General features: G+C 70.6%; 21 protein-coding genes. 9 read left to right on the forward strand and 12 right to left on the reverse strand.

Translation table 11 applies throughout. The features are described from left to right. The first annotated feature begins 273 nt into the window (after window positions 1–273). The 3 genes from CLV67_RS23635 to CLV67_RS23645 all read left to right on the forward strand — a co-directional run bounded on the left by CLV67_RS23635 (window position 274) and on the right by CLV67_RS23645 (window position 6,839). Window positions 274–4,035 (forward strand): DUF4082 domain-containing protein, encoded by a 3,762-nt coding sequence (locus CLV67_RS23635; RefSeq protein ID WP_106321908.1) that lies wholly within the window; start codon window positions 274–276, stop codon window positions 4,033–4,035. A gap of 114 nt (window positions 4,036–4,149) precedes the next feature. Continuing rightward, a complete protein-coding gene (locus CLV67_RS23640) occupies window positions 4,150–5,373 on the forward strand; it encodes a glycosyltransferase family 4 protein (RefSeq protein ID WP_106321910.1) in 1,224 nt (407 codons plus the stop codon). Then, window positions 5,370–6,839 (forward strand): lipopolysaccharide biosynthesis protein, encoded by a 1,470-nt coding sequence (locus tag CLV67_RS23645; RefSeq protein ID WP_106321912.1) that lies wholly within the window; start codon window positions 5,370–5,372, stop codon window positions 6,837–6,839. Before CLV67_RS23640 ends, CLV67_RS23645 begins: the two co-directional genes overlap by 4 nt. A 73-nt stretch (window positions 6,840–6,912) precedes the next feature. Here the strand turns inward: CLV67_RS23645 and CLV67_RS23650 are convergent, their stop codons facing one another. Further along, window positions 6,913–7,980 carry a right-handed parallel beta-helix repeat-containing protein gene (locus CLV67_RS23650; RefSeq protein ID WP_146169267.1) on the reverse strand — a complete coding sequence of 356 codons (1,068 nt, stop codon included), beginning with the start codon at window positions 7,978–7,980 and terminating at the stop codon, window positions 6,913–6,915. Window positions 7,981–8,486: 506 nt separating this feature from the next. Between CLV67_RS23650 and CLV67_RS23655 the strand changes: the two genes are divergently transcribed. From CLV67_RS23655 to CLV67_RS23675, 5 genes are read left to right on the forward strand one after another with little or no spacing between them, the layout of a single operon-like run. Next, window positions 8,487–9,347, forward strand: coding sequence for a hypothetical protein (locus tag CLV67_RS23655; protein ID WP_106321916.1), 861 nt, complete (start codon window positions 8,487–8,489; stop codon window positions 9,345–9,347). 38 nt (window positions 9,348–9,385) lie between these two features. Then, complete coding sequence (locus tag CLV67_RS23660; RefSeq protein ID WP_106321918.1) at window positions 9,386–10,954, forward strand: acyl-CoA ligase (AMP-forming), exosortase A system-associated; 1,569 nt, start codon at window positions 9,386–9,388, stop codon at window positions 10,952–10,954. Further along, complete coding sequence (locus CLV67_RS23665) at window positions 10,951–12,177, forward strand: pyridoxal-dependent decarboxylase, exosortase A system-associated (protein ID WP_239166467.1); 1,227 nt, start codon at window positions 10,951–10,953, stop codon at window positions 12,175–12,177. The genes CLV67_RS23660 and CLV67_RS23665 overlap by 4 nt, the downstream gene beginning before the upstream one ends. A 29-nt stretch (window positions 12,178–12,206) precedes the next feature. Beyond that, window positions 12,207–12,470, forward strand: a complete 264-nt coding sequence (locus CLV67_RS23670; protein WP_170153967.1) for an acyl carrier protein — start codon at window positions 12,207–12,209, stop codon at window positions 12,468–12,470. Window positions 12,471–12,495: 25 nt separating this feature from the next. Next, entirely contained in the window at window positions 12,496–13,398 is a 903-nt protein-coding gene (locus CLV67_RS23675) for a hypothetical protein (RefSeq protein WP_106321920.1), read from the forward strand. Window positions 13,399–14,514: 1,116 nt separating this feature from the next. On the opposite strand, the gene CLV67_RS23680 is transcribed toward CLV67_RS23675, so the two are convergent. Genes CLV67_RS23680 through CLV67_RS23710 form a run of 7 tightly spaced genes read right to left on the reverse strand, consistent with a single transcriptional unit; the run spans window position 14,515 to window position 21,713 of the window. Then, window positions 14,515–15,531 (reverse strand): TolB-like translocation protein, encoded by a 1,017-nt coding sequence (locus tag CLV67_RS23680; protein ID WP_106321922.1) that lies wholly within the window; start codon window positions 15,529–15,531, stop codon window positions 14,515–14,517. Further along, complete coding sequence (locus CLV67_RS23685) at window positions 15,528–16,769, reverse strand: MFS transporter (protein WP_239166468.1); 1,242 nt, start codon at window positions 16,767–16,769, stop codon at window positions 15,528–15,530. Before CLV67_RS23685 ends, CLV67_RS23680 begins: the two co-directional genes overlap by 4 nt. Window positions 16,770–16,809: 40 nt before the next feature. After that, window positions 16,810–17,916: a DegT/DnrJ/EryC1/StrS family aminotransferase gene (locus tag CLV67_RS23690; protein WP_106321926.1), complete on the reverse strand. Its 1,107-nt coding sequence runs from the start codon at window positions 17,914–17,916 to the stop codon at window positions 16,810–16,812. Then, entirely contained in the window at window positions 17,913–18,566 is a 654-nt protein-coding gene (locus CLV67_RS23695; RefSeq protein WP_106321928.1) for an acetyltransferase, read from the reverse strand. The genes CLV67_RS23690 and CLV67_RS23695 overlap by 4 nt, the downstream gene beginning before the upstream one ends. Continuing rightward, window positions 18,563–19,702: a DegT/DnrJ/EryC1/StrS family aminotransferase gene (locus tag CLV67_RS23700; RefSeq protein WP_239166469.1), complete on the reverse strand. Its 1,140-nt coding sequence runs from the start codon at window positions 19,700–19,702 to the stop codon at window positions 18,563–18,565. Before CLV67_RS23700 ends, CLV67_RS23695 begins: the two co-directional genes overlap by 4 nt. Next, window positions 19,684–20,652, reverse strand: coding sequence for an NAD-dependent epimerase/dehydratase family protein (locus CLV67_RS23705; RefSeq protein ID WP_203737218.1), 969 nt, complete (start codon window positions 20,650–20,652; stop codon window positions 19,684–19,686). Before CLV67_RS23705 ends, CLV67_RS23700 begins: the two co-directional genes overlap by 19 nt. Then, a complete protein-coding gene (locus CLV67_RS23710; protein ID WP_239166470.1) occupies window positions 20,649–21,713 on the reverse strand; it encodes a Gfo/Idh/MocA family protein in 1,065 nt (354 codons plus the stop codon). The genes CLV67_RS23705 and CLV67_RS23710 overlap by 4 nt, the downstream gene beginning before the upstream one ends. 301 nt (window positions 21,714–22,014) lie before the next feature. On the opposite strand from CLV67_RS23710, the gene CLV67_RS23715 reads away from it, so the two are divergent. Next, window positions 22,015–22,608, forward strand: a complete 594-nt coding sequence (locus CLV67_RS23715) for an acyltransferase (protein WP_106321931.1) — start codon at window positions 22,015–22,017, stop codon at window positions 22,606–22,608. A 134-nt stretch (window positions 22,609–22,742) separates the two neighbouring features. Here CLV67_RS23715 and CLV67_RS23720 read toward each other — a convergent pair whose 3' ends face one another. From CLV67_RS23720 to CLV67_RS23735, 4 genes are read right to left on the reverse strand one after another with little or no spacing between them, the layout of a single operon-like run. Beyond that, a complete protein-coding gene (locus tag CLV67_RS23720) occupies window positions 22,743–23,333 on the reverse strand; it encodes a GTP-binding protein (RefSeq protein ID WP_239166471.1) in 591 nt (196 codons plus the stop codon). Then, window positions 23,317–23,661 carry a DUF742 domain-containing protein gene (locus tag CLV67_RS23725; protein WP_106321933.1) on the reverse strand — a complete coding sequence of 115 codons (345 nt, stop codon included), beginning with the start codon at window positions 23,659–23,661 and terminating at the stop codon, window positions 23,317–23,319. Before CLV67_RS23725 ends, CLV67_RS23720 begins: the two co-directional genes overlap by 17 nt. Then, window positions 23,658–24,083, reverse strand: a complete 426-nt coding sequence (locus CLV67_RS23730) for a roadblock/LC7 domain-containing protein (protein ID WP_106321935.1) — start codon at window positions 24,081–24,083, stop codon at window positions 23,658–23,660. The genes CLV67_RS23725 and CLV67_RS23730 overlap by 4 nt, the downstream gene beginning before the upstream one ends. Beyond that, window positions 24,080–26,323 (reverse strand): sensor histidine kinase, encoded by a 2,244-nt coding sequence (locus CLV67_RS23735; protein WP_106321937.1) that lies wholly within the window; start codon window positions 26,321–26,323, stop codon window positions 24,080–24,082. The genes CLV67_RS23730 and CLV67_RS23735 overlap by 4 nt, the downstream gene beginning before the upstream one ends. Between the last annotated feature and the right edge of the window lie 41 nt (window positions 26,324–26,364).

The raw sequence follows: 26,364 nt of genomic DNA on the forward strand, positions 1-26,364 counted from the left end.
TGATCAGCCGAGTCGCCGGATCGGTCGGCCGACCTCTGTGGAGGACGAGCGCGTCGGGTGGCCCGGCCTGTCCAGTCGTATGAATTTATCGGCCGAAGTGCGGTACGCCCGGTGGATCGCCGCGGCTACGCTCCCGCTGAAATGCGAGGTGAGCGTGCCGGATGGACACCATGGGCCGCGCATCGTCCAAAGGGGGCAGACGTCTTGAGTAAGTGGAAGGCGTTGCTGGTGGCCTATGCAACGCCGGACCCGAGGAAGTGGTCGAAACGGCGCATGCTGGCGACTCTGGGGGGAGTCGTCACGGTGGTGGCCGCCGGCATCGTGGTACTGCCGGGAGTGGCGCAGGCTGATCCCTGCGCGCCCGGAAACAACCCGATCGTCTGTGAGAACAGCAAGGACGGCACACCGAAGACGGTGTGGGACATCGACGGCGCCGGTGATCCCGATCTGCAGGGCTTCGCGACCGACATCAGTGTCAACGCGGGTCAGAAGATCGACTTCAAGATCAAGACGACGGCCTCCGAGTACGAGATCCAGATCTACCGCCTCGGTTACTACGACGGCGACGGCGCCCGCAAGATCGACGACGTCACGCCGCTCACCGCGCCGTCGCCGCAGCGCGAGTGCATCACCGACTCGGTGACCTCGATCTACGACTGCGGGAACTGGGACGTCTCCGCCTCCTGGGACGTGCCGGCCGACGCGGTCTCCGGCGTCTACATCGCGCGCCTGTTCCGCGACGACACCGACGGCTCCAGCCACATCACCTTCGTCGTCCGGCAGGACGCGAGCACCTCCGACGTCTTCTACCAGACGTCCGACGCGACCTGGCAGGCGTACAACCTGTACGGCGGTGCCAGCTTCTACGCCGGCGGCCCCAACGGCCGGGCCTACAAGCTGAGCTACAACCGCCCGTTCGCCGACCGCGGCAGTGTCGAGCGGCGTGACTTCCTGTTCGGCGCGGAGTACCCGATGATCCGCTTCATGGAGCGCAACGGGTACGACGTCAGCTACACCACGAACGTCGACAGCGACCGCCGCGGCGCTCTGATCAAGAACCACCGGGTGTTCCTGTCGGTCGGTCACGACGAGTACTGGAGCGCGAAGCAGCGGGAGAACGTCGAGGCGGCCCGTGACGCGGGCACTCACCTCGCGTTCTTCAGCGGCAACTCGGTGTACTGGAAGACCCGCTACGAGTCGAGCAAGGACGGCTCGGACACGCCGTACCGGACCGTGGTGACGTACAAGGAGACCTGGGCCAACTCCCGGATCGACCCGGAGGACGAGTGGACCGGCACCTGGCGCGACTTCCGGTTCAGCCCGCCCGCCGACGGCGGCCGCCCGGAGAACGAGCTGATGGGGACCATGTACATGGTCAACGACGGCGATCTCGCGGTGACCGTTAAGTCCGACGAGGGCAAGTACCGGCTCTGGCGGCACACGAACCTGGACCAGATCCCGGCCGGTGACTCGGTGGCCCTGTCACCGCACACCGTCGGATACGAGTCCGACGAGGATGTCGACAACGGTTTCCGGCCGGAGGGCCTGGTCCGTCTGTCGACCACCACCGGTCAGGTCCCGCAGCTCGTGCAGGACGGCTGGGGCAACAAGGTGTCGCCGGGTGAGACCACCCACCACCTGACGCTCTACCGGGCCGGCAGCGGCGCGCTGGTCTTCAGCGCCGGCAGCATCCAGTACACCTGGGGCCTCGACGAGGTCCACGACGGTGAGCCGACCCCGGTCGACAGCCGCATGCAGCAGTCGGTGGTCAACCTGCTCGCCGACATGGGCGTGCAGCCGGCCGACCTGATGGACGGCCTGCACGCGGCCACCGCCTCCACCGACGACACCGCGCCGACCGTGCAGATCACCGCCCCCGCGGCCGCGACCAAGCTGGTCCGCGGCAGCGAGGTGACCCTGCAGGGCACCGCGGCCGACGTCGGCGGACACGTCGCCGGGGTGGAGGTCTCCACCGACGACGGCGCCACCTGGCACCCGGCCACGGGTACCACCGAGTGGTCGTACAAGTTCCACGCGACCGGCCTGAGCACCCAGAACGTGCGGGTCCGGGCCGCCGACGACAGCGCCAACCTGGGGCAGTCGCCGACCACCCGCGACTACGGCCTGACCGGTGCCAGCACGCTGTTCGGCAACCGGGTGCCGCAGACGCCGGAGGTGCCCGACGGCAGCCCGGTCGAGCTGGGCGTGCGCGTCAAGCCGGCGGTCGACGGCTGGATCACCGGCATCCGCTTCTACAAGGGTGCCGGCAACACCGGCACGCACACCGGCACGCTCTGGACCGCCGGCGGCAACCGCATGCGGACCGGGACGTTCGAGGACGAGACGGCCTCCGGCTGGCAGACCCTCAAGTTCTCCTCGCCGGTCAAGGTCGACGGCGGCACCACCTACGTGGCCTCCTACTACGCGCCGAGCGGCAACTACGCCAGTGACAACTGGATGCTGGCGAAGGACTGGAAGAGCGGCCCGCTCACCGCGCCGCGGTCCACCACCGCGAACGGCAACGGCCTGTTCAAGTACGCCAACGGCGGTGGCTTCCCGGACGAGTCCTTCGACGCGGCCAACTACTACGTCGACGTCACGTTCGGGGTCAGCGGCGACCTGCCGCCGACGGTGACCGGCACGACGCCGGTCGACGCCGCGGCTTCGGTGCCGACCACCACGCACCCGTCGGCGGTGTTCTCGAAGGCGCTGAAGCCGTCGTCGGTGAAGTTCACACTCACCCCGGCCGGCGGCACGGCGGTCACCGGCGCGACGGCGTACGACGCCGCGGAGAAGCGGGTGACGTTCACCCCGGCGCAGCCGCTGGCGGCGGCGACGACCTTCACCGCGGTCGTCAGCGGTGAGGACTCCGAGGACCGCGAGGGCAAGGCCACCTGGTCGTTCAGCACGGCGATCGACGGCACGGTGCACTCGCTGTTCCCGAGCGACGCGGTGCCCACCACGGTCTCGGTCAGTGACCCGGCCAAGGTGGAGCTCGGCGTCAAGTTCTCGGCCGCCAGCGACGGTGAGCTCGTCGGGATCCGGTTCTATCAGGGTCCGGGCAACGACGGCACGCACCAGGTGAGCCTGTGGCAGGAGAACGGCTCGAAGATCGAGTCGGCGGTCGTGCCGAACTCGTCGGAGACCGGCTGGCGCACCGCGTACTTCGCGGAGCCGGCCGACATCACGGCCGGGACCACGTACGTGGCGTCGTACTTCGCGCCGAACGGCAACTACGCGTTCGACGGGGCGTACTTCGCCGACGGCTTCACGCGGGGTCCGCTGACCGCCGCGGGTGGCAACAACGGCGTCTACCGGTACGGCGACAGCGAGTTCCCGTCCCAGTCGTACAACGCCACGAACTACTGGGTGGACCCGCTGTTCGTCAGCGACGCGGAGGTGCCGCCGACCCCGACGCCGACCGTCACCTCGGCGTCGCCCACGCCCAGCGTGACGTCACCGTCGGCGTCGCCGAGCGCGAGCCCGAGTTCCTCGCCGAGCACCAGCCCCTCGACGTCGCCGAGCACGAGCACCAGCCCGTCGCCGTCGACGCAGCCTCCGGCCGCGAAGTACGGCGTCTTCACCGACCAGGACACTCCCGCCACGGCCGGCTGGGACGACTCCGACGCGGTGGAGGTCGGGATGAAGGTGACCCCGGCGGTCAACGGCAAGGTCCACGGGATCCGGTTCTACAAGGGCGCGGGCAACACCGGTACGCACAAGGGCACGCTCTGGTCGCCCGGTGGCATCGAGGTCGCGACCGTGACCTTCGAGAACGAGACCGAGTCGGGCTGGCAGACCGCCCTGTTCGACGAGCCGGTGGACGTGATCGCGGGCTATCAGTACATGGTCTCCTACCACGCTCCGGCCGGGCATTACGCGGTGACCGGAAGTGGGCTGGCCGACAGTCGTACCGTCTCGGATCTGACGGTGCCCGCCAATGGCGGCGCCTACCGTTACGGAACGGGCGGCGTGATGCCAGGATCATCGACGACCGTCAACTTCTGGGTCGACCTGGTATTCAGCCCTAACTGACCCTGGGGTGCACCGACCGTGGCGCGGACGGCCTCGCCGTCCGCGCCACGGTCGCGCCCGGGCACCAACGACCGCGGCGGAGAGTCCGCCGCACGACCGACTGGGGGAGACAGGGTGCGACTGATCGTCGGCCTGCATCATCTGGAACTCGGCGGGAGTCAGCTCAACGCTCTGGACCTCGCCGTCAGCATGCGCGACTACGGCCACGAGGTCGCCGTGTTCGGCAACTACACCGACCGGCCAGGCCCGATGGCCGATCTCGTGCGCTCCCACGGCCTGCCACTGATCGCCCAGCGTCACGGGGCCGAGCGGCTCGGCAAGACGATGCCGGCCCGCCCGGCACTGTCTCGCGCGCTGGCCCGTGCGGCCCGGGAGTTCCGCGCCGACCTGCTGCACGTCTACGAGTTCTCGGTGGGGCTGGACGCCTTCTTCGGCGCGCACGTGCGCCGCGGGCTGCCGGTGGTGACCACCATCTACGGCATGCGGGTGCCGCGCTGGATGCCCCGCTACGGCGAGATCATCGTCGGCACCCAGCAGCTGGTCGAGGAGGCGGCGGCGTTCCGGGCCCGGCCCACGCTGATCGAGCCGCCGGTGAACACCGACTCCGACGACCCGGCCGCGACCGACGGCCCCGCGTTCCGCGCCCAGCACGGCATCGGCGCCCACGAGATCCTGATCAGCGTGGTGTCGCGGCTGGAGCCGGACATGAAGGCCGAGGGCGTCCTGCGGACCATCCGGGCGGTCGAGCTCCTCGACGACGTGCGGGTGCGTTTCCTGGTGGTCGGCGACGGCCCGTCGTTCGCCGACGTGTCCGCCGAGGCGCAGCGCGTCAACACGGCGCTGGGCCGTACCGCGATCATCATGGCCGGGTCGATGGGCGACCCGCGCCCGGCGTACGCGGCCGCCGACATCATGGTCGGGATGGGCGGTTCCGCGCTGCGGGCCATGGCGTTCGCCCAGCCGCTGGTGGTCCTGGGGATCCGCGGCTTCTTCCTGCCGGCCGGTCCGGACACCGTCGGCCACTTCCTGCGGGAGGGCTTCTACGGCATCGGCGAGGGTGACGTCGATGCGGCGCCGCTCGCCGAGGCCCTGCGCACGCTCGTCGACGATCCGGCGCTGCGCGCCGAGCGGGGGCGGTGGGGACGGCAGCTGATCCTCGACCGGTTCAGCCTCAAGGCGGCGGCCAAGACCCTCAACGAGGTGTACGAACGAGCGCTCGCCCACCGGGTGCCGGCTCGTCGTCGCCTGAGCGAGGGCGCGCGGGTGGCCGGTCACAAGGCGATCGCCGACTCGCTCTCCGACGGCGCGCGCCAGCGGGTGCGGCGGCTGCTCGGATGAGCGTCCAGGAACCGCCCGCCCCGCCCGAGGAACCCGCGCTCTTCCAGAAGGCGTCGCGCGCCCTGGGCTGGAGCCTCGCGAGCACCATGCTCAGCCGGTTGAGCACCCTGGTCATCGGTATCGCCCTGGCCCGCATCCTGGGGCCGGAGGAGTTCGGCACGTTCGCGGTCGCCCTCGTGGTGCTGACGGCCGTGCTGAGCTTCAACGAACTGGGTGTGAGCCTGGCGATCGTGCGCTGGCCCGACGATCCGGAGGAGATCGCGCCCACGGTCGCCACCCTGTCGGTGGTGTCCAGCACCCTGGTCTACATCGCCTGCTGGTTCGGCGCACCGGCGTTCGCGCAGGCGCTCGGTGACGAGAGCTCGATCCCGGTGATCCGGGTGCTGGCGCTCAGTGTGATCGTCAGCGGCCTGGTGGCGACCCCGGTCGGGCTGCTGCAGCGGGCCTTCAAGCAGAAGCAGAAGACCGTCGCCGACCTGGCCACCAACTGGACCAGCGCGGCGGTGTCGATCGCCTTCGCGCTCTCCGGTGCGGGTGCCATGAGCCTCGCGATCGGCCAGCTGAGCGGTTCGGTCGCGGGTGCGGTCATCTTCTTCGCGTACGCGCCGCGCGGCCTGCGGTTCGGTTTCAACCGGTCGAAGGCGCGGGCGCTGCTGAAGTTCGGTCTGCCGCTGGCCGGGTCGAGCATCATCGTGTTCGCGACCACGAACGTGGACCGGATCGTGGTCGGTACGGTCCTCGGACCGACGGCGCTGGGCTATTACATGCTCGCGCTGAACCTGGCGAACTGGCCGATCACGATCTTCTCCCAGCCGGTGCGGGCCGTGGTGCCGGCCGCGCTGGCGCGTCTGCAGCAGGACCGTCCGGCCATGCGGTCGGCGTTCCTGTCGGCGGCCGGTCTGCTGGCGGTCATCGCGCTGCCGGCCTGTCTGCTGCTGTCCGGCGCGGCCGGGCCGCTGATCCGGTTCCTGTACGGCGACGTCTGGGACCCGGCGTCGACGGTGCTGGTGTGGCTTGGCCTGCTGGCGGCGCTGCGGATCCTGTTCGAGCTGTTCTACGACTACTTCGTGGTGCTGGCCAGCACCCGGGTGGTGCTGGTGGTCCAGACGGTCTGGTTCGTGGCGCTGCTGCCGGCGCTGTATCTGGCGAGTGTGCACGGTGGCCTGGAGGCCGCGGCCGCGGTGCAGTTCGGCGTCGCGCTGGTCCTGGTGCTGCCGCTGTATCTGGTGGACCTGTACCGGACCGGGGTGTCGCTCGGCACACTGCTGTCGCGGGTGGCGCCCGCGCTGCTCGGCGGGGCCGTGGTGGCCGTCGCGGCGGTGGCGGTCACGCGTACGGGCTGGCCCGATCTGGCCGTGCTGATGGTCTCCGGAGTGGTCACGGTGGGGGTCATGGCGCTGCTCGGTTACCGGCTGCGGCACGTGCTGCGGGAGTTGCGCTCGGCCGGCGTACCGGCTGAGGGGTAAAGGTTTTTTAAGCGAGACTTAAGGTTCGCAGCGAGTGGGAGGGGTCCGGGGGCCCCTCCCACTCGCTATTGCATCAACACTCGTTAATGGCCTTCACCGTGCTCGTGATCCTGCCGGTCGACCAGTCGTACTTCACCGTGGCATTCCCGCTGAAGTTGTCGATGAGGCCGCAGGAAACCTCCATCGGGCCGTACCCGAAACTGCCCGCCACCACTTTGTTGCCGGTGACCGCGGGGAAATCGCCACCGGTCAGCCGGATCGCGTAACCGCCGCCGGCGATGAGGTTGTCCTGCACCACCGCGCCGTCGTTGCCCTGGTCCGGTACGAAGATCGGCGCGGTCGGGCACTCGTCGAGTCGCTGGTCGATCGTGTTGTGACGGATCGTGACCGTGGGCCCCTGGTAGGCCTGGATGCCGTCACCGTGCGGGTCGTCCGACGCGCACATCCCCGGCGGCACCGCGAGCTGGGCGAACGAGTCCTGGATGACGACCTTGCCGGCGCCCTTGTAGTCGCTGGCGCCGACCCGCCAGCCCTCCATCCGGTTGATCACCTTGCAGCGCAGGCAGGTGTAGTCGGCGACGCCGAAGGCGTACTGGTCGTTCTTCGAGTACTCCTGGCCGGGCGGGTTGACCACCTCGGTGTCCTTGATCGTGGTGTGCCCGTAGATCACGTTGCCGTGGAAGTTGTCGATCGAGCCGTAGACGCGGCTGCGGCTGATCGTCACGTCGGACGCCCTGACGATGATGCTGCCGGTCACGAGCTGGTCGGTGACGACCGTGCCGGACTTGGTGATGGTCAGGTCACCGTTCACCGTCTTCTTCGGCTTCCAGCCCGCGGGGACGCCCGTGCAGGCCGGGGTGGGGTAGCGGGGGAGCGCGCAGCTGCCGCCGCCGCCGACGTACGACGTGCTGCTGCTCTTGCTCTTGCTCGTCGACGGCTTCGGCTTCGCCGACACCGAGGCCGACGGCTTCACCGACAGTGACGGGCTGGGCGCCACCGAGCCGGACGCCGACGGGGCGCCGGACGGCGCGCCGAGCTGATCCTGCGGCAGATTCCCGGTCGCGGCGATCTCGGCCTGACGATCCGGTTCGCTGTTTCTCAGATACGACTGGACCACGAAGGCGCCAGAGGCGGAAAGCACGACGAAAACCGTCGCAAGAATGGGAGCGAGAGCTTTCGGCCGGAACTTACGGCGATGCTTCATCTGGGCGCGATCTCCTCGTGATGAGTCCCATTTTCCGGGCGGTCATCGAGAGTCTTCTGCAATGGATGACCTGAGCATCCTAGAAGATCCCCGGCGAAACCGTGAGCCGCCTGAGACGGAGCCAAGAATCGCTTTCGGCGCAGTGAATCATATTTGCTGGCAATTCCGCTGATCCCGGCGAATCGGGTGAGATCGCCTCCGAAGTGGACCGGTTCAGGAGATCGCGGACAGGGCGCTCCGGGCACGCGGGGCAATCGTCCGTTCGTCCGGTACCCGACCCTCCGGAGTGGTCGTATCGGCAATCCGGAGTGACGGAAAGCTGGCACAGCGGCGGCGTCCGCTCACCCCCTCACGGTAAGGTCGGCGCGACCACGAACCGGAAGGGCAACGACATGAATTCCACCCCCGGACGGCCTTGTCGGCCGGTCGGAGCGGCGAGCTAGATGGGAGTTCGGGTCAGCGCCATCACCGCCTCGGACGTGCCCGAGGTCGCGGATTTCCTGCACCGCGAGCTCAACGAGAAGGTCTCCGCGCAAGCGTGGGCACAGGCGGTCGACGTGCCGTGGAAGGTCGACGCACCGAACCACGGTTTCCAGCTGCGCACCGACGACGGCACCGTGGTCGGTGCCTACCTCGCCTTCTACTCCGACCGCACGGTCGGTGACCGGGTCCTGCGGTTCTGCAACCTCGGCGCCTGGTGCGTGCTGCCCGAGCAGCGGTTCCACAGCCTGAAGCTGCTCAAGGCCCAGCTCGACCAGAAATGCGACGTCTACACCGATCTGTCGCCGAGCGGCAACGTGGTGCCGGTCAACACCAAGCGGGGCTTCCGCTTCCTCGACACCGCGACCGAGCTCGTGCCGAACATCACCCTGCCCTCGCTGCCCGGCTCGGGCTCGGTGACCGCCGACCCGCGGGCCATCGCGAGTGCGCTGACCGGCGCCGAGGCGCAGATCTACCAGGACCACGCCGGCCTGGCCGCGGCCCGCCACCTGCTGCTCACCCGCGGCGGCGAGACCTGCTACGTGATCTTCCGCAAGGACCGGCGCAAGGGCCTGCCGCTGTTCGCCTCGATCCTGTACGTGAGCAACCCGCCGCTGTTCCGGCGCATGTTCCGTCAGGTCTCCAGCCACCTGCTGCTGCGCCACGGCCTGCCGGCGACGCTGGCCGAGACCCGGATCTCCGGCGGCGGCCTGCCCGGCGGCCGTCCGCTGGCGAACCCACGCCGCAAGATGGTCCTCGGCGACGGGATCGCCGACTCCGACGTCGACTACCTCTACAGCGAACTCGTCTGCCTCAGCTGGTGACCTCCCCGGTGCCCGTCCTAAGGAAGAAGCAAGCCTCTATGCGCGTCCGTCTGCACGACCTGGTCCGGGAAGCCGCCGAGCGGTTCCCGGAGAACGCCGCCCTCACCTTCAAGGACCAGACGCTGACCTACGCCGAGCTGCGGGAGCGCATCCTGGACGCGGGCCGTGGCCTGCGGCGGCTCGGGGTGGAGCGCGGTGACCGGGTGGCGGTGTGGCTCGACAAGCGCGTCGAGACGGTGGTCGCGGTCTTCGGCACCTCGGCGGCCGGCGGCGTCTTCGTGCCGATCAACCCGGTGCTGCGCCCGCGTCAGGTGGGACACGTCGTGGCCGACTGCGACGCCCGGGTGCTGGTGACCACCCCGGACCGGTTCCAGTCGCTGCGCGAGGAGCTGGAGAACCTGAAGTCGGTCGAGCGGGTCGTCCTGGTCGGCGGTGCGGGCGTGGAGGCGCCGGCCGGCGCGCGGTACACGATCAGCACCTTCGACGAGCTGCCCGAGGCCGGGACCGCCGTCCCGGACGCCGGTGGCATCGACGCCGACGTGGCCGCGATCCTCTACACCTCCGGCAGCACCGGCAAGCCCAAGGGCGTGGTGCTCTCGCACCGCAACCTGATCGTCGGCGCCGAGAGCGTCAGCACGTACATCGGCAACACCTCCGACGACGTGATCCTGTCGGTGCTGCCGCTGAGCTTCGACGCCGGATTCAGCCAGATCACCACCGCGTTCGCGACCGGCGCCCACGTCGTGCTGATGAACTACCTGCTGCCCCGCGAGGTCGTCCGGCTCTGCGCCAAGCACCAGGTGACCGGCCTGACCTGTGTGCCGCCGCTCTGGCTGCAGCTGGTCGAGCAGGCCTGGACCCCCGAGGCGACCGCGTCGCTGCGCTACTTCGCCAACACCGGCGGGCGCATGCCGCGCACCACCCTGGACCGGCTGCGGGAGACCTTCCCGACGGCGAAACCCTTCCTGATGTACGGCCTGACCGAGGCCTTCCGGTCCACCTACCTCGACCCGGAGCAGGTCGACCGGCGGCCCGACTCGATCGGCAAGGCCATTCCGAACGCGGAGATCCTGGTCGTACGCCCGGACGGCACCGAGTGCGACGCCGGTGAGGAGGGCGAGCTGGTGCACCGCGGCGCCCTGGTGGCGCTCGGCTACTGGAACGACCCGGAGCGCACCGCCGAGCGGTTCAAGCCGCTGCCCGCGCGGGAGGGCACGCTCGCCCCCGAGCTGGCCGTCTGGTCCGGTGACACCGTGGTCCGCGACGAGGAGGGCTTCCTCTACTTCGTCGGCCGCACCGACGAGATGATCAAGACGTCGGGTTACCGGGTCAGCCCCACCGAGATCGAAGAGGTCGCCTACAGCACCGGCCTGGTCCGTGACGCCGTGGCGCTCGGCCTGCCGGACGCGAAGCTGGGCCACGTCATCGCGCTGGTGGTCAGCCCGACCGAGGGCGCCGAGATCGACGAGGCGGCGCTGCTCGACCGGTTCAAGCAGGACGTGCCGATCTACATGCTGCCGAAGCGCATCGAGGTCCGCCCCGAGATGCCCCGCTCGCCCAACGGCAAGTACGACCGCAACCTCATCCGCCAGGAGCTGAACCAGTGACCGAGCACCCCACCGTCGCCGCCTTCGGCCGCAGCGAGGGCAAGCTGACCGTCGGCGGTGTACCCGTCGACCGGCTCGCCGACCGGGCCGGCTCCACGCCGTACTTCGCCTACGACCGCCAGCTGCTCACCGACCGGATCGCTCAGCTGCGCGCGGCGCTGCCCGAGGGCCTCAACCTCAGCTACGCGGTCAAGGCCAACCCGATGCCGGCCGTCGTGCAGCACCTCAGCGGCCTGGTCGACTCGTTCGACGTGGCCTCGTCGGCCGAGATGCTCGTGGCGCTCGACACCACGGTCCCGGCCAACCGGATCAGCTTCGCCGGGCCCGGCAAGACCGACACCGAGCTGCGCCAGGCCGTCGCCGCCGGCGTGACCATCGAGATGGAGTCGGAGAACGAGGCCGACCGTCTGGTCCGCATCGGTGAGCTGCTCGGTGTCCGGCCGCGCGTCGCGGTGCGCGTCAACCCGGACTTCGCGCTCAAGGGCTCGGGCATGCGGATGGGCGGTGGCCCGCAGCAGTTCGGCGTCGACGCCGAGCGGGTTCCCGCCCTGCTCAAGCGCCTGGGCGACACCGACCTGGAGTTCCTCGGCTTCCACGTCTTCGCCGGCTCGCAGAACCTGCGCGCCGAGAGTCTCATCGACGCGCAGCGGCACACCGTCGACCTGGTGCTGCGGCTGGCCGAGGACGCCGCCACGCCGGTGCGGTACGTCAACCTGGGTGGCGGGTTCGGTATCCCGTACACCGACAAGGACCAGCCGCTCGACCTCGCGGCCGTCGGCGACAACCTGTCCGAGCTGCTGACCGGCCGGTTGCGCCCGGCCCTGCCGGAGGCCCGGGTCGTGGTCGAGCTGGGCCGCTACATCGTCGGCGAGTCCGGCGTGTACGTCACCCGCGTCGTCGACCGCAAGGAGTCGCGCGGCAAGACGTTCCTGGTCGTCGACGGTGGCCTGCACCACCAGCTGGCCGCGTCCGGCAACTTCGGCCAGGTCATCCGCCGCAACTACCCGCTCGCCGTCGGCACCGGCTTCGGCGCGGAGCCGGTCGAGACGGTGTCGGTGGTGGGTTCGCTGTGCACGCCGCTGGACCTGCTCGGTGACAACGTGACCCTGCCGCGCGCCGACGTCGGCGACCTGATCGTCATCTTCCAGGCCGGCGCGTACGGCCTGACCGCAAGCCCGACCGCTTTCCTGAGCCACCCGGCCGCGGCCGAGATGCTCGTCTGATCCACAGAACTACGACGGAGGAACAAAGCATGGACCTGAACAGCTCGACCCTGCTCGACGAGGTGAAGGCGGTCCTCGTCGACACGCTGAGCATCTCCGACCGGGCCGGCTCGATCAGCGCCGACACCGAGCTGCTCGGCAACCTGCCGGAGCTCGACTCGATGGCCGTCCTCGAGCTGGTCGCGTCGCTCGAGGAGCGGTTCGGTATCACCGTCGACGACGAGGACGTGACGGCCGAGGTGTTCGAGACCCTCGCCAGCCTCACCGCCTTCGTGGCGGAGAAGCGGAACTGACCCTCTCGTGCGCAGAGGTCGCCTGGTGGCGGCGCTCACGGCTTTCGTGGCCGTGGGCGCCGGCGCGTTCTGGTACATCCAGTCCGGTTCCGGCGACGGCGGCAGCACAGAGGCCACGTTCGCCAACGACCGCAAGAAGCCCGGCGCCTTCCCGGACGCGGCGTCGACCGGCGTCCGGGACGGGGTCTCGCTGCGCGCCTACGACGGGCCGTGCACGATCGAGGACTCCGGTTACGTCATCGACTCCCGTGACGTCCGCTGCCCGCTGGTGATCAAGGCGTCCGACGTGGTGATCCGCAACAGCAAGGTCACCGGGACGGTCAAGGTCGAGGGCCGGGAGAACTCCCTGCTGATCGAGGACTCCGACATCGACGGCGGCGAGGCGTACCTGCACACCGTCGGCTTCGAGAACGTGACCGTGCTGCGGTCCGACCTCAAGGGCGGCCAGAGTGGCGTCAACTGCTACTACAACTGCCTGGTCCAGGACTCGTACCTGCACGACCCGTTCGTGCCGGAGGGTGAGGACTGGCATCTCAACGCCTTCCTCTCCAACGGCGGCAAGAACATCAAGCTGATCGGCAACACGCTGGCCTGCAACCGGCCGACCAACGCCGCGGGCGGCGGATGCACGTCCAACGCGTCGATCTTCGGTGACCTCGGCCCGAACAGCGACTACACGATCGAGGGCAACCTGTTCGTCGCCTCGGACGAGATGTCGTACTGCTTCTACGGCGGCCACGACCCGAACAAGAAATACGGTACGCAGGCCGAGCGCATCGTCATCAAGGACAACGTGTTCCAGCGCGGCTCCACCGGCAAGTGCGCCTCGTTCGGTGCCGTCACCTCGTACAACGTGGCAGGCACCGGCAACGTCTGGCAGAACAACAAGTGGGACGACGGCAAGCCGTTCGACAGCCCCGCGCAGTAACAGCGGCCGGCGCACACACAGCGACACGGTGTGCTCCGATCGTTGCCATGACGACGGTGCGCGTCCGCGAATCCGCAGCGTGTGCTCCTGCCGTGGCCGGCCACGACAGTCGCCGGCCACGACGTCACACGCACACGGAAAGCGCCAGCGTGCGCCCGACGCACCCGGGAGCCCGACAACGGCGGCGGCAGCACACCGGCGATCGCACGACCGGTGTTCTCAGCCTCCGAGCCCAGCCATGATCACGAGCGGCGGCTGCGTACCAGACACCCTTCGAGGTCAGGGTTTCCGGCACTTCGCCGGCCACCGGTCGCGGACGGCCGTGCCGGACCCGACAGCGGCGCGCCCAGACCGCCCCGCTCGCCACCCACTGGCCCCACACAATCCCGGGCCGCCCAACGACCACGGCGGACGGTCCCCGCATACTGCCGCCCGCCTGCAGACCGAGGAGCACACACTCGGGCTTCGTGTGTGCTCCTGACGTCGCTGGCAACGACGGCCCGGTCCCACACAGCGAAGCCGTGGACGCCTGCCGTCGCCACCGCGACGTCAGAGTCGCGCGCAGCAGCTACGTGTGACCTCACCGCCGCAGCACCGGCCCTCCACGACGCCGCTCTCCCGAGCACCGCATCAGGCGGCGCTCTCCCGAGCACCGCATCAGGCGGCGCTCTTCAAGTCCGCCAGGAAATCCCGCTGCCAACCGGTGACAGCCGGATTCCACGGCTGAGCTACGGCTGGCGGTCAGGGGCCAGCCCGCCAGCCGCGGCGCCGGGTTTCGGTTGATCGTCCGGCGGTGGCTGGTGAACCCTTCCCTGCGCCGGAAACAGCAACATCCCGCAGCCCGGCCCGAAAACGGCCGTAGTCGATCGTCCAGCACCGGAACATGGCGGTATCGGGCCGCGAGCCGTAGCCCAGACTGGTATCACCGAAGCCGGCCGCCGACCGAGCCGGCTTTCCGGCCGGGACGGCTTTCCGGCCGAGCCGGCTTTCCGGCCGAGCCGGCCGCAAGGCCGAAGCACCGCCGACGACTCAGCCGCAAAGCCGTCCCGGGAGCCCGCGAGCCGTTTCCGAACCCCCTGACGCGGCTCGCCGGTTCACACCCTGACCATGGAAGGTCTAGCGGACGACGGCGGGCGACCAGGCGTCGCTGACCAGCACCTTCGGTTCGCCCGTCCCGTCCGCTGGCACCGCCCACACGTCGCTCGACGCGGACGTCTGATCCTCGCGCGGCAGCCCGTAGATGACGGTCGCGTCGTCGAGCCACTCGACCTGGTCGTCGACGCTGCGGGTCTCCGCCAGCACCGTCTCCCTACCGTTGCGCAGGTCGTAGACGGCCAGCCGCCACTTACCCGCCGGCAGGTCGCCGTGCTTCTTGAACGCCACCCGCGTGAGGTCCGGCGACAGCGACGGGCACTCCACGTCGCCGCGCACCGACGTGACCCGTCGCTGGGACAGATTGCCGTCGACCAGCCACGTCTTGCCGCCGGAGGCCGCGGTCGCGTAGAACCGGTCGTCGTCGAGGAACGTGACGCCCCACAGGTTCTTGTCGGCCGCGGTGATCACTTTGCCGTCCACGACCAGCTCGAACTTCTCGATGTCGCCGACCACCTCGCCGTCGGTGCGGGTCACCACCGTCCGGGTGGAGAACTGCCCCGGGTTGGCGTAGGAGTCACCGAACACGAACGTCGTGGTCGCCGCCAGCGAGCCGTCGCGCGACAGCCGGGCCCGGCTGGGCAGCCCGGTCAGTGGTAGGTCACGCATGGGCGCCCACGCCGTGTCGAGCAGCTGGGCCTTGTACGTGGTGACCAGCCCACGATCCGCGGACAGGCAGATCGCGTCGGCCGCGGTCGCGTACACCCGCTCGCACGACGCGGACGTGAACGCCCGCGGCCCGGCCGGAGCGCTCAGCGGCACCACGGCGACCTGGCCGTAGCCCTGCCCCAGCGCCGTGCTGCGGAACACCAGGTGCGGCTGTGAGCGCATCGCGCCGAGGTCACCGCCCGCGGAGACGGCGGGTGCCGCGGCCAGCGTCGCCGCCTGGTCGCGCCGCACGTTCCACACGTATCCCACCGACCCGGCGAGGGTGACCGCCAGGATCGCGGCGAGCAGGGCCAGACGTGCCTTGGGACTCAAGCGTTCACCTCGGTGGAGTCGATACCGCGGAGCAGCCAGGCCACGCCCGGCACCGCGAGGAGCAGCAGGCCGGCGAAGAGCAGCAGCGACCAGGCGGGCCCCTGCAGGCTCCAGAGCAGGCCGAAGACGACCGAGGAGGCGAATCGGGCGAGCGCCACCACGGTCTGCGCGGCCGCGATGCCGCTGCCCCGCGCCTCGTCCGGGACGAGGCGGCTGATCAGGGCGGGCAGCACCCCGTCGGTGGCCGCGTAGAAGACGCCGAGCAGCGCCAGGACGGCCAGGGTCAGGCCGAGTCCGCCGGTCGGCAGGGCGCCCAGCAGGTACGCGGCGAGCAGCGCGCCGTGTCCGGCCACGAGCACCCGGGCCCGGCCGACGCGGTCGGCGAGCCGGCCCATCGGCACCGCGAGTGCCAGGTAGACGAGGTTCGTACCCACGTAGAGCAGGGGGAAGTAGACGGCGGCGAAGTCGTCGCGCTCCTGCAGCGCCAGGTACAGGAATCCGTCGCCGACGGTCAGCAGGCCCAGCACACCGGCCGCGAGCAGCGGGCGGCGCAGCGACCGCCCGGCCACCGCCCGGAACGCGCGCCGCAGACCGATCCGGGCGGTCCCGGCCGCGGTGCGCAGGTTCGGCACGAACAGCACCAGCACCGCGACACCGATGACGGCGAACGCGAACGACACCACCCAGATCGAGTCGTAGCTGCCCGGCACGGCGGCCAGCAGAGCGAACGCGACCAGCGGGCCGATCGCGGCGCCGATGGTGTCCAGGGTGCGGTGCACGCCGAACGCGCGGCCCAGCATCTTCGGGTCCGACGCCTCGGCGATCAGCGCGTCCCGGGGCGCGGTGCGCAGGCCCTTGCCGAGCCGGTCGACCGTCACGACGGCGGTGATCGCGGCGAAACCGGTGGCGACGAGCATCGCGATGCGGCTCAGCGCCGACGCGCCGTACCCCAGCACCGCGACCCACTTGGGCTGGCCGCCGCGGTCACCGGCATAGCCGCCGGCGATCCGCAGGAAGGCGCTGACGCCCTGGTACATGCCGTCCAGGAAGCCGTAGGCGACCGGGCTGAGCCCGACCGCCGCGGTCAGGTAGAGCGGCAGGACCGACGCCACCATTTCGGAGGAGACGTCGGTCAGCAGGCTCACCACACCGAGCAGCACCACGGTGGACGACACCCGTTTGACGGTGCGCCCCGCCCCGCCTGGTTCGTCGGAGCCGGGGCGGTCGCGCAACGTCACGTACACGGTGTTACCTGTCTCTGCTCAGGATGCTCACTGTTCAGGAGGCGAGGGCCTTGCCGAGTTCCTCGGCCACCCGAGCCTGCTGGTCCGGGGTGATCTGCGGGTAGATCGGAAGGGACAGGATCTCCGGTGCGGACGCCTCGGCGTTCGGGTACGACCCGCCCAGTGAAGCAAAGGCGCCGGTGCGGTGCACCGGGATCGGGTAGTGGATGGCCGCGCCCACACCGGCCGCGTTCAGCTTGGCCAGCACCTCGTCGCGGTTCGGGACCCGCACGCAGTAGATGTGCCACACGTGCACGTTGCCGTCCAGGGTGACCGGGCGGACCACCTGCTCGAAGCCGGCCAGCAGCTCGTCGTAGCGGGCGGCGGCGGCCCGGCGCTGGGAGTTCCACCCGGCCAGGCGGGCCAGTTTGGCGCGCAGCACGACCGCCTGCAGGCCGTCGAGGCGGCTGTTCACGCCGACCAGGTCGTGGTGGTACTTGCGCAGGCCACCGTGGCTGCCGAGCGTGCGCACCGTGGTGGCCCACTCCTCGACCGCCGTGGTGACGGCGCCCGCGTCGCCGTACGCCCCCAGGTTCTTGCCCGGGTAGAAGCTCGTGGCGGCGATGCCGTCGACACCGGAGCCGAGCCCGTGCCGGGTGGCGCCCTGCGACTGAGCGGCGTCCTCGACGATCACGATGTCGTCGCGGGACAGGGCAGCGAGACCGGATTTGATCAGGTCGACGGGGGCGAGCTGGCCGTACAGGTGGACGGGCGCGATCGCCTTCGTGCGCGGCGTGATCGCGGCGAGCGCGGCGTCCACGTCGATCAGGTAGGTACGCGGGTCGCAGTCCACCAGGACGACAGCGGCGCCGGTGCGGGCGACCGCCTCGGCCGTGGCGATGAACGTGTTCGCCGGCAGGATCACCTCGGTGCCCGGCCCGACGCCGACGGCCTTGAACGCCAGCTCCAGGGCGTCGGTGCCGTTGGCCACGCCGATCGCGTACGGCAGCCCGGAGAACGCCGCGTACTCGCTCTCGAACGCGGCCACCTCGGCCCCGCCGATGAAGGCCGTGTCGGCGATGATGCGCTTGAAGCCGGCCTCGACCTCCTCGGCCACCTCCGCGTGGGCGGCGGCCAGGTCGACGAGCGGGATGCGGGTCATGTGTTCTGCCTTTCCGGAACGGTTGCGTTGCGCAGGAAACGGGCGGGGCTGCCGGCCCAGACCTGGCCCGGCGGCACGTCGCGCAACACGACCGAGCCCATGCCGACCAGCGACCATTCGCCGACCGTGACGCCCTCGCGGATCAGGGCGCCGGAGCCGACGTACGCGCCGGTCTCGAGGATCGCCCCGCCGCCGAGCCGGACGCCGGAGGCGACGGTGGCGTACGAGCCGACCAGGTCATCGTGGGTGAGCACGACCTGTGGCATGACCGCCACGTGCGCGCCCACGGTCACGTCCGCGGTCAGCACCGTGCCTGCCAGCAGCACGGTGCCCTCGCCGACGGAGCTGCCCGTGCCGATCGTGACCGACGGGTGCAGGACCGTGGCGTAGCGGCCGGCCGGCAGGCCGAGCCGTTCGACGATGCGCTGGCGCACCGTGTAGTTGCGGGGGTTGCCGACGCACACCACGACGTCGGCGTCGAGCCCGATGACGCTGTCGACGGGCCCGAGGATGGGCAGGCCGGAACGGACGGTTCCGTGCAGGTCCGGGTTGTCGTCGACGAACCCGAGGACCCGCCGGCCACCCGCGAGAGCGGCCGAGGCCGTCTCCCGGGCGAACCCGCCCGCTCCGACGATGACCAGGTCTTTCACCGGGTGGCCAGCTCGCGCAGCACGCCGACGATGTGGTTCTGGTCTGCTTCGGTGATCTTGTGGTGCAGCGGCAGGATCAGCGACTCGCGGGTGATCCGCTCGGTGACCGGCAGCGGGCCGGGCGTGACGTCGGCGTAGGCGGGCTCCAGGTGGGCCGCCATGATGCCGCGCCGCGCCGACACCCCGCGTGCCGCGAGCTCGGTCAGCACCTCGTCCCGGCTCGCCCGGAAGCCGTCGAGCAGCACCCAGAACGACTGGTAGTTGGTCTGCCCGTAGGCCGGGTCACGGACCGGCACCAGGCCGTCGATGTCGGCCAGCAGCTCCTGGTAGCGGGCGGCGAGCTGACGGCGCTGAGCGACCAGGCCGGCGAGCTTGCCGAGCTGCACCAGGCCGACCGCGGCCTGGATGTCGGTCATCCGGTAGTTGTAGGCGGTCTCGAGGTACGCCTCCAGCACCGGCTGCTTGGACGCGTGCCGGTCGGCCGCGGACACGTTCATGCCGTGCTCACGCAGCCGCTTCAGGCGGGTGGCGTCCTCCGGTGAGTCGACCGTGACCATGCCGCCCTCACCGGTGGTGATGAGCTTGCGCGGGTGGAACGACCACGCGGCCACCCGGGCGCCGGTGCCGGCCGGAGCGCCGTACGCCGTCGATCCGGCCGCGCACGCGGCGTCCTCGACCAGCCCGATGCCCCAGCCGTCGGTGGCCTTGCGCAGCGCCGCCGTGTCGAACGGCACGCCGCCCTGGTGCACGGCGATGACCGCGCGGGTCCGCTCGGTGCGTACCGCGTCGATCGTCTCGACGGTGACGTTGCCGGTGCTGAGCTCCACGTCGGCGAAGACCGGCGTGGCACCCACGTAGCGGACCGCGTTGGCGGTGGCGATGAACGACAGCGACGGCACGACGACCTCGTCGCCGGGCTTGATGCCGAGCAGCACGAGCGCCAGGTGCAGGCCGGTCGTGCACGACGACACCGCGACGCCGTGACCGGCGCCGACCGCGGCCGCGAACTCCTGCTCGAACTTCGCGACGCGTGGTCCCTGGGCGACCCAGCCGGAGCGGATCGCCTCGGCGGCGGCCTGCGCCTCCTCTTCCCCGAGGTCGGGGATCATCACCGGGATCACTTGGACGACCGCCACCAGTCGACGAGACCCTGCAGGCCCTCGTGCAGGCTGAGCTGTGGCTTCCAGCCGAGCTTCTGCTCGGCCTGGGTGATGTCGGCCAGACGGCGGGTGACGCCGTTGACCGCGCGGGCCGGCCCGTGCTCGGGTACGAGGTCCGACTTCATCACGGCGCTGAGCGCGGCGGCCAGGTCCTTGAGGCTGGTCTCCTCGCTGGCGGCGATGTTGAACACCTCGTCGGTGACGTCCGCCTTCGCCGCCAGGATGTTGGCGCGGGCGATGTCGGCCACGTGCACGAAGTCCATGGTGGCGAGGCCGTCGCCGAGGATCAGCGGGGGAGTGCCCGACTCGATGCGCTCCATCCAGCGGATGAGCACCTCGGTGTACAGGCCGTAGATGTCCATCCGCGGGCCGTACACGTTGAAGTAGCGCAGCGCGACGTAGTCCAGGTCCTTCATCGCCTTGAAGCTGCGCAGCGTGGCCTCGTTGAATGCCTTGGCCGCGCCGTAGAACGTGTCGTTGTTGTACGGGTGGTGACGCTCGGTGGTCGGGAACTGCTCGGCCAGGCCGTAGACCGACGCCGACGACGAGGCGATGACCTTCTTCACTCCGGCCTCGGCGGCCGCTTCGATCACGTTGAACGTGCCGTCGACGAGCACCTCGTTGGCGAGCCGGGGCTCCTCGGCGCACTGGGTGATGCGGATCGCGGCCAGGTGGAAGACCAGGTCCTTGCCCTCGGTCAGCGAGCGCACCAGGTCACGGTCGCGGATGTCGCCCTCGACCAGGGTGATGGCGCTGGAGTTCTCGAGCGCCCAGGCCAGGTTCTCGCGCCGGCCGCGCACGAAGTTGTCGAGAATCACGATCTCCGCGGCGCCGCCACGGACCAGCTCGTCGACGACATGCGAGCCGATGGTGCCCGCTCCGCCGGTGACGAGGGCACGGGTGCCCTCGATCTGTACGCCTGTCACGCCATGTGCCCTTCGTCCAACTTGATCATGGTTCCGCCCTCGGCCAGGCTACGCGAGGCGGCCTGGAGGATCTCCAGCACCCGAAGGCCGGAACGACCGTCGGTGAGCGCCGGAGTACCCGTCGTGATGGCTCGGGCGTACTCGTCGACCATGGTCCGCAGCGCCTCACGCTCGGTGAGCGCGGGGGACACCACGTCGCCCGACCGGTACGACACGAGGATGTCGCGCCGCTGCTCGTCACCGAGTTCGTCGGGTGACGCCACGTCGACGCCACGGTCGTAGATCGACAGGCGCTGGCTCGGGTTCAGGTCGTCCCACACCAGGGTCCGCTTCGACCCGCCGAAGATAGCGGTGCGGACCTTCACCGGCGACAGCCAGTTCACGTGGATGTGGGCGATCGCACCGGTGCTCAGCTGCAGCGTGAGATAGGCCACGCAGGCCCGGCCCGCGCCGATGCCGTCGGCTCCGTGGGCCGCGACCGCGATCGGGCGCACCGACGGCGGCAGCACGAAGTCCAGGATCGACAGGTCGTGCGGCGCCAGGTCCCAGATCACGTCGATGTCCCGCTGGACCAGGCCCAGGTTGATCCGTACCGAATCCAGGAAGTGAAGTTCGCCCAGCTCACCGGCGGCGAGCAGATCGCGGATCCGCAGCACCGCGGGGGTGTAGCAGTAGGTGTGGTCGCACATCAGCGTCAGGCCGCGCTTGTCGGCCTCCTCGACCAGCTGCAGGCCCTCGTCGAACGTCGCCGCCAGCGGCTTCTCGACCAGCACGTGCTTACCGGCCTTGAGCGCGGCCATCGCGACCGGCAGGTGCGTGCCGGCCGGTGTGGCGATCGCCACGGCGTCGACCGCGGGGTCGGCCAGAACCTCGTCGAGGTCGGCCGAGACCTGAACGGTGGAGTAGCCGCCGAGGACCCGCTGGGCCCGCTCGACGTCGAGGTCGCACAGCCAGCGCAGCCGGAAGTTCGGGCTGCTCTGGAAGTTGCGGACGAGGTTGGGGCCCCAGTAACCGGCGCCGACGACGGCCACACCGATGGGAGCGGGGAGCGGAGAAGTCACGAGCATCCGTTTCGTCGGAAATCGGGCGGGAACGCGTCCGTGCAGGATGGACGGACGGTGCCGACGCAGTCCGTCGGGAAAGCTATCGATCCGCCGCAACCCAGCGCCAGATCGCGGATGGATTTCGGACGGAGCTGGGGGGCATCGCGATACCTTCGGCCATTCGGGGTACGCCTGACGGCCAGGGGCCACGCAACCCAACGGTCAGATTGGCCGGGAACGTCGTTTTGCTGACATCGCCGGGGTGGTCGGACCGTTACCCTGTGCCCCGATCTCCGCCGATCTTCCGGGAAGGTTCCCCATGACCGTCAATGTCGCCCCGACCGCCGATGTGGACGACCGGGCCGAGATCGGTACCGGCACGCGAATCTGGCATCTCGCCCAGATCCGTGAGCATGCCACGCTGGGCCGCGACTGCAACATCGGCCGTGGGGCGTACGTCGGTCCCGGTGTCGTCATCGGCGACAACGTGAAGCTGCAGAACCACGCGCTCGTCTACGAGCCGGCCCGCCTCGCCGACGGTGTCTTCATCGGCCCGGCCGCGGTGCTCACCAACGACGAGTACCCGCGCGCCATCACCCCCGAGGGCCGCCTCAAGACCGGCGACGACTGGACCGCCGTCGGCGTCACGATCGGTGAGGGCGCCGCGATCGGCGCGCGTGCCGTCTGTGTCGCGCCGGTCAGCGTCGGCCGGTGGGCGCTGGTCGCCGCGGGTGCGGTGGTCACCAAGGACGTGCCGGACTTCGCGCTGGTCGTCGGCGTTCCGGCCCGGCGGGTCGGCTGGGTCGGCCGGGCCGGGCGGCCGCTGGTCGCCAAGGGCGGCGACATCTGGACCTGCCCCGAGACCGGTGCGGAATACACCGAGTCCGAGGGCGTCCTTTCCGAGATCATTTAGTACGGCTACGAGGAGCACCCGGGCTCCGCAGCGACGCAGGCGCCGGGTCCGGGCCGGCAGCGCCGCCGCCGGGCTGATGCGATGGCCCGGACCGGCTCCGCCGGTCCGAAACCCCGGCGGCGCCGGTCCGGGGGTCAGCTCGCCAGGCGGTCCAGGCGGCGGGCCAGGACGCGTTCGGTGAGGGCGACCAGCACCGACTTCACCGAGTCACGGCAGCGGGCGTCGCACTCCAGCAACGGCATCGTCTCCGCGACCCCCAGCGCGTCGCGGATCTCGGCCGCCTCGAAGCGACGGGCGCCCTCGAAGGCGTTGACCCCGATGATGAACGGGATGTCGTGCTCCTCGAAGTAGTCGATCGCCGGGAAGCAGTCCTCGATCCGGCGGGTGTCGACCAGCACGATCGCGCCGAGCGCCCCGTGCACCAGGTCGTCCCAGAGGAACGCGAACCGGTCCTGCCCCGGCGTCCCGAACAGGTACAGCAGCAGCGACTCGTCCAGCGTGATCCGGCCGAAGTCGAGCGCGACCGTGGTGGTGGTCTTGCCCGATACCGCCGACGTGTCGTCGACACCGATCGACCGCTCGGTCAGCTCGGCCTCGGTCACCAGCGGCTCGATCTCCGAGATGGCGCCGACGAACGTGGTCTTGCCCACCCCGAAACCGCCGCTCACGACGATCTTGACTGCGACCGGCGACGGCAGTACCGCCGTGCTAGAGCGCCCGAACACGATCCCTGATCCTCTCGATCAACGCGGTGGTCAGCTCACCCGGCACCGCACCGGCCCGCAACATGCCCTGCGTCATCAGGTCCGCGACGATCACCCGGACCACACCGAGCGGCGCGCCGAGCGCCGCCGCCAGGTCCGCCACCGACATCGGCCGCTGGCACAACTCGACGATCCGCCGTGACTCGAACCGCAACGGTGCCGACAGGGCGGCCGGTGCGGCGGCCAGCTGTGTCTCGATCCGCAGGTTGTCGTGCAGCGGCTGGGTACGCCCGCCGGTCAGCATGAACGGCCGGACCACCGGCTCCTCAGCGTCGGGTTGCGGGTTCATCGGGGTAGCTGCTGCCGCGATTCGGCGATCAGGGCAGGTGTCAGCAGGTCGCCGAAGCGGTCGGCCAGCAGCGAGATCTCGTAGCCGACCAGTCCCAGGTCACTGTCGCCGGTGGCCACGACGCCGAGGCAGCTGCCACCCGGGATCACCGAGATCACCAGGAAGCCGCGGTGCATCTCGATCATGATGAGTTTCAGTCCGTCGAACTCGTACCGCCGGGACGCGCTGCGGGCCAGGCTGGCCATGCTGGACACGATCGCGCCGAGCTGGTCGCCCTCGGCCCGGGACAGCCCGTCGGACGCGGCGATCAGCAGGCCGTCGGAGGAGACCGCCACGGCGTCGCGTACGCCGTCGGTCTGATGGACGAAGTTGCCGAGCAGCCAGTTGAACTGGTGGCGGTCGGCCTGAGCCTCGACGCTCACAGGATCTCCTCACTCACGGCGTGCCGGTTGCGGCCGGCTCCGCGCTGGATGCCCGCACGCAGCGCGGTCAGCCGGTCCCGCACGGCGTCGGGCGAGGCGGCGACCGGCGCCGAGGGCGCGGGCGGGGGTGATGTCACGGGTTCCGGACGGGTGCGTTGCGAGCGGGGGGCACGGCGGCGCAGGCCGTTGACGGTGTGTCCGGCTTCGGCCGGGCGGCGCGGTGCGGGCACCGCGGGGGTCGCCGTGGTTGCGGGCTGCGCGTCCACGACGACGTAGTCGACGTCCGCGGCGAGCGGCCGTGGTCCGGGCGACGGTAGCTGCACCGACGGCAGCTCGACCGGGGGCCGGACCGGGGCGACGTCGCTCGAAGCCGCGCTCAGAGGGGCGGCTACCGGCAGAATCGCGGTCGGCAGTGAGACCCGCGCGGTCACCCCGGTCACCGCCGACCGGGCCAGCTGCACGTCGACGCCCATCTCGGCGGCGAGCCGGCCGACCACGTAGTGGCCGAGGAACCGGGCCGGGGCGGTGAGGAAGTCGCCCTCGCCGCGCAGCCGCCGGTTGGACACGTCGAGCTCCTCCTCGGACATGCCGACGCCCTGGTCGCAGATCGCGATCAGGTAGCCGTCGTCGACGAGCCGCCCGTGGATCTCCACGTCCAGATCGGGCGGGGAGAACGCGAGACCGTTCTCGATCAGTTCGGCGAGCATGTGGGCCAGGCCGCTGGCCACCGAGCCGGCCACCATCGCCTCGTCGAGCCGGCGCAGCGACACCCGCCGGTACTCCTCCACCTCGGACACCGCGGCCCGGATCACGTCGGTCAGCGGCACCGGCCGCGACCACTGGCGCGGGCTGGCCGCACCGACGAGGACGAGCAGGCTCTCGGCGTTGCGGCGCATGCGGGTGGCGAGGTGGTCCAGCTCGAACAGGTTGGCCAGGCCGGTGGGGCTGGCCTCCTCCTGTTCGAGCTTGGTGATGAAGCCGAGCTGGCGGCGCAGCAGGTTCTGGTTGCGCCGGCCCAGGTTGGCCAGCGATTCGGCGCCGGCGCGGCGCAGTTCGGCCTGTTCGGTGGCGAGCGCGTACGCGGTGGCCTGCACCCGGTCGAACGCGTCGGCCACCTGCCGCATTTCGGAGCTGGCGCCCTCCGCCACGGGCACCGGGCCCGGCGGTCCGCTCGCCTCGCCGGCGGCCGCCTTGCGCACGGCCTCGGGCAGCCGCTCGCCGGCCAGCCGGTTCGCCTCGGCGGCCAGGCCTGCCAGCGGGCTGGACACCGACCGCGCGGCGACCGTACCGAGATAGACCGCGATGCCGATGCAGACCAGGATCACCGCGGCGAGTGCGGCGAGGCGCAGGTTGGCCTCGTCGATCAGCTCCTTGGCACGGGCCTGCAGGCCCGCGCCGATCTCCTGCGCGAGCCGGGCCATGTCGTCCAGGACGGGGCCGGTGGAGGTCCACCAGAGTTGCGGGTCGACGCGGATCCTCTCGCCGTCGGCCGAGCGCAGGGCGCGGGCCTCCAGCTGCTGGGCGCGTTTGGCGTCGGGGGTGGCGAGCAGCCGGTCCCTGGCCGTCAGGGCCGCCGGTGTGGCGTACTCCTCGAACTCGGCGTACGCGGCGTCGAGTTCGGCGCGCAGCTGCACGAATCGCAGGTACTCGCCGTCGGCGAAGCCACCGGCCGAGAACACGCCGTTGAGGAACGCGCGCTGCCGGGCGGTGGCCTCCTTGGCCAGGTTGAGCATGGCCAGTGACTCCGAGCCCAGCCGCATGGTCGCGTCGGCGGCGTTGTCCAGCGCGAAGTAGACCTCGCCGAGTTCCTCGACGACCTCGTTGTAGTCCTCGAACACCTCGGCCCGGTCGGCGTCGCCCGCGTCGGTCTCGTCGCGGATCGCGGCCAGGGCGTCGATCTGCTCGAGTGCCTCGGTGACCTGCCCGTCGAGGTCGCCGCGATCGGCGACGAGCTGTTCGACGGCGTCGGCCTGGGCGTCGACGCGCTGCCGGGCCGGTGTCACCTCGGCGGCGAAGGACTGGTTGCCGGCCAGCAGGCCGGCGGTGACGCCACGTTCGGTCTGCACCTGCTGGGCAAGCGCTTGCACGGCGAGGTCGAGGGTGATCGCCTGCTCGGTTCGCGAGGCGAGCCGGTAGGTGGCGAACTCCTCGATCACCACGACGGTGAGCAGCAGCATCATGGCCGCGACCGGGAGTGCCAGCATGCGGACGATGCGGCCCCGGATGGTTCGGCCCTTCATCAGCGTCTCCTCCGTCGAGATGTCTCTCCCGCAACGCGGGA

This window comes from Actinoplanes italicus (genome assembly GCF_003001815.1).
GTDB classification, from domain to species: Bacteria; Actinomycetota; Actinomycetes; order Mycobacteriales; family Micromonosporaceae; genus Actinoplanes; species Actinoplanes italicus.

Coding starts and splice junctions, on each gene's coding strand:
- CLV67_RS23635 (WP_106321908.1), top strand. CDS start 274: ATGCTGGCGACTCTGGGGGGAGTCGTCACGGTGGTGGCCGCCGGCATC.
- CLV67_RS23645 (WP_106321912.1), top strand. CDS start 5,370: ATGAGCGTCCAGGAACCGCCCGCCCCGCCCGAGGAACCCGCGCTCTTC.
- CLV67_RS23655 (WP_106321916.1), top strand. CDS start 8,487: ATGGGAGTTCGGGTCAGCGCCATCACCGCCTCGGACGTGCCCGAGGTC.
- CLV67_RS23660 (WP_106321918.1), top strand. CDS start 9,386: ATGCGCGTCCGTCTGCACGACCTGGTCCGGGAAGCCGCCGAGCGGTTC.
- CLV67_RS23670 (WP_170153967.1), top strand. CDS start 12,207: ATGGACCTGAACAGCTCGACCCTGCTCGACGAGGTGAAGGCGGTCCTC.
- CLV67_RS23690 (WP_106321926.1), bottom strand. CDS start 17,916: ATGACCCGCATCCCGCTCGTCGACCTGGCCGCCGCCCACGCGGAGGTG.
- CLV67_RS23715 (WP_106321931.1), top strand. CDS start 22,015: ATGACCGTCAATGTCGCCCCGACCGCCGATGTGGACGACCGGGCCGAG.
- CLV67_RS23725 (WP_106321933.1), bottom strand. CDS start 23,661: ATGAACCCGCAACCCGACGCTGAGGAGCCGGTGGTCCGGCCGTTCATG.
- CLV67_RS23735 (WP_106321937.1), bottom strand. CDS start 26,323: ATGAAGGGCCGAACCATCCGGGGCCGCATCGTCCGCATGCTGGCACTC.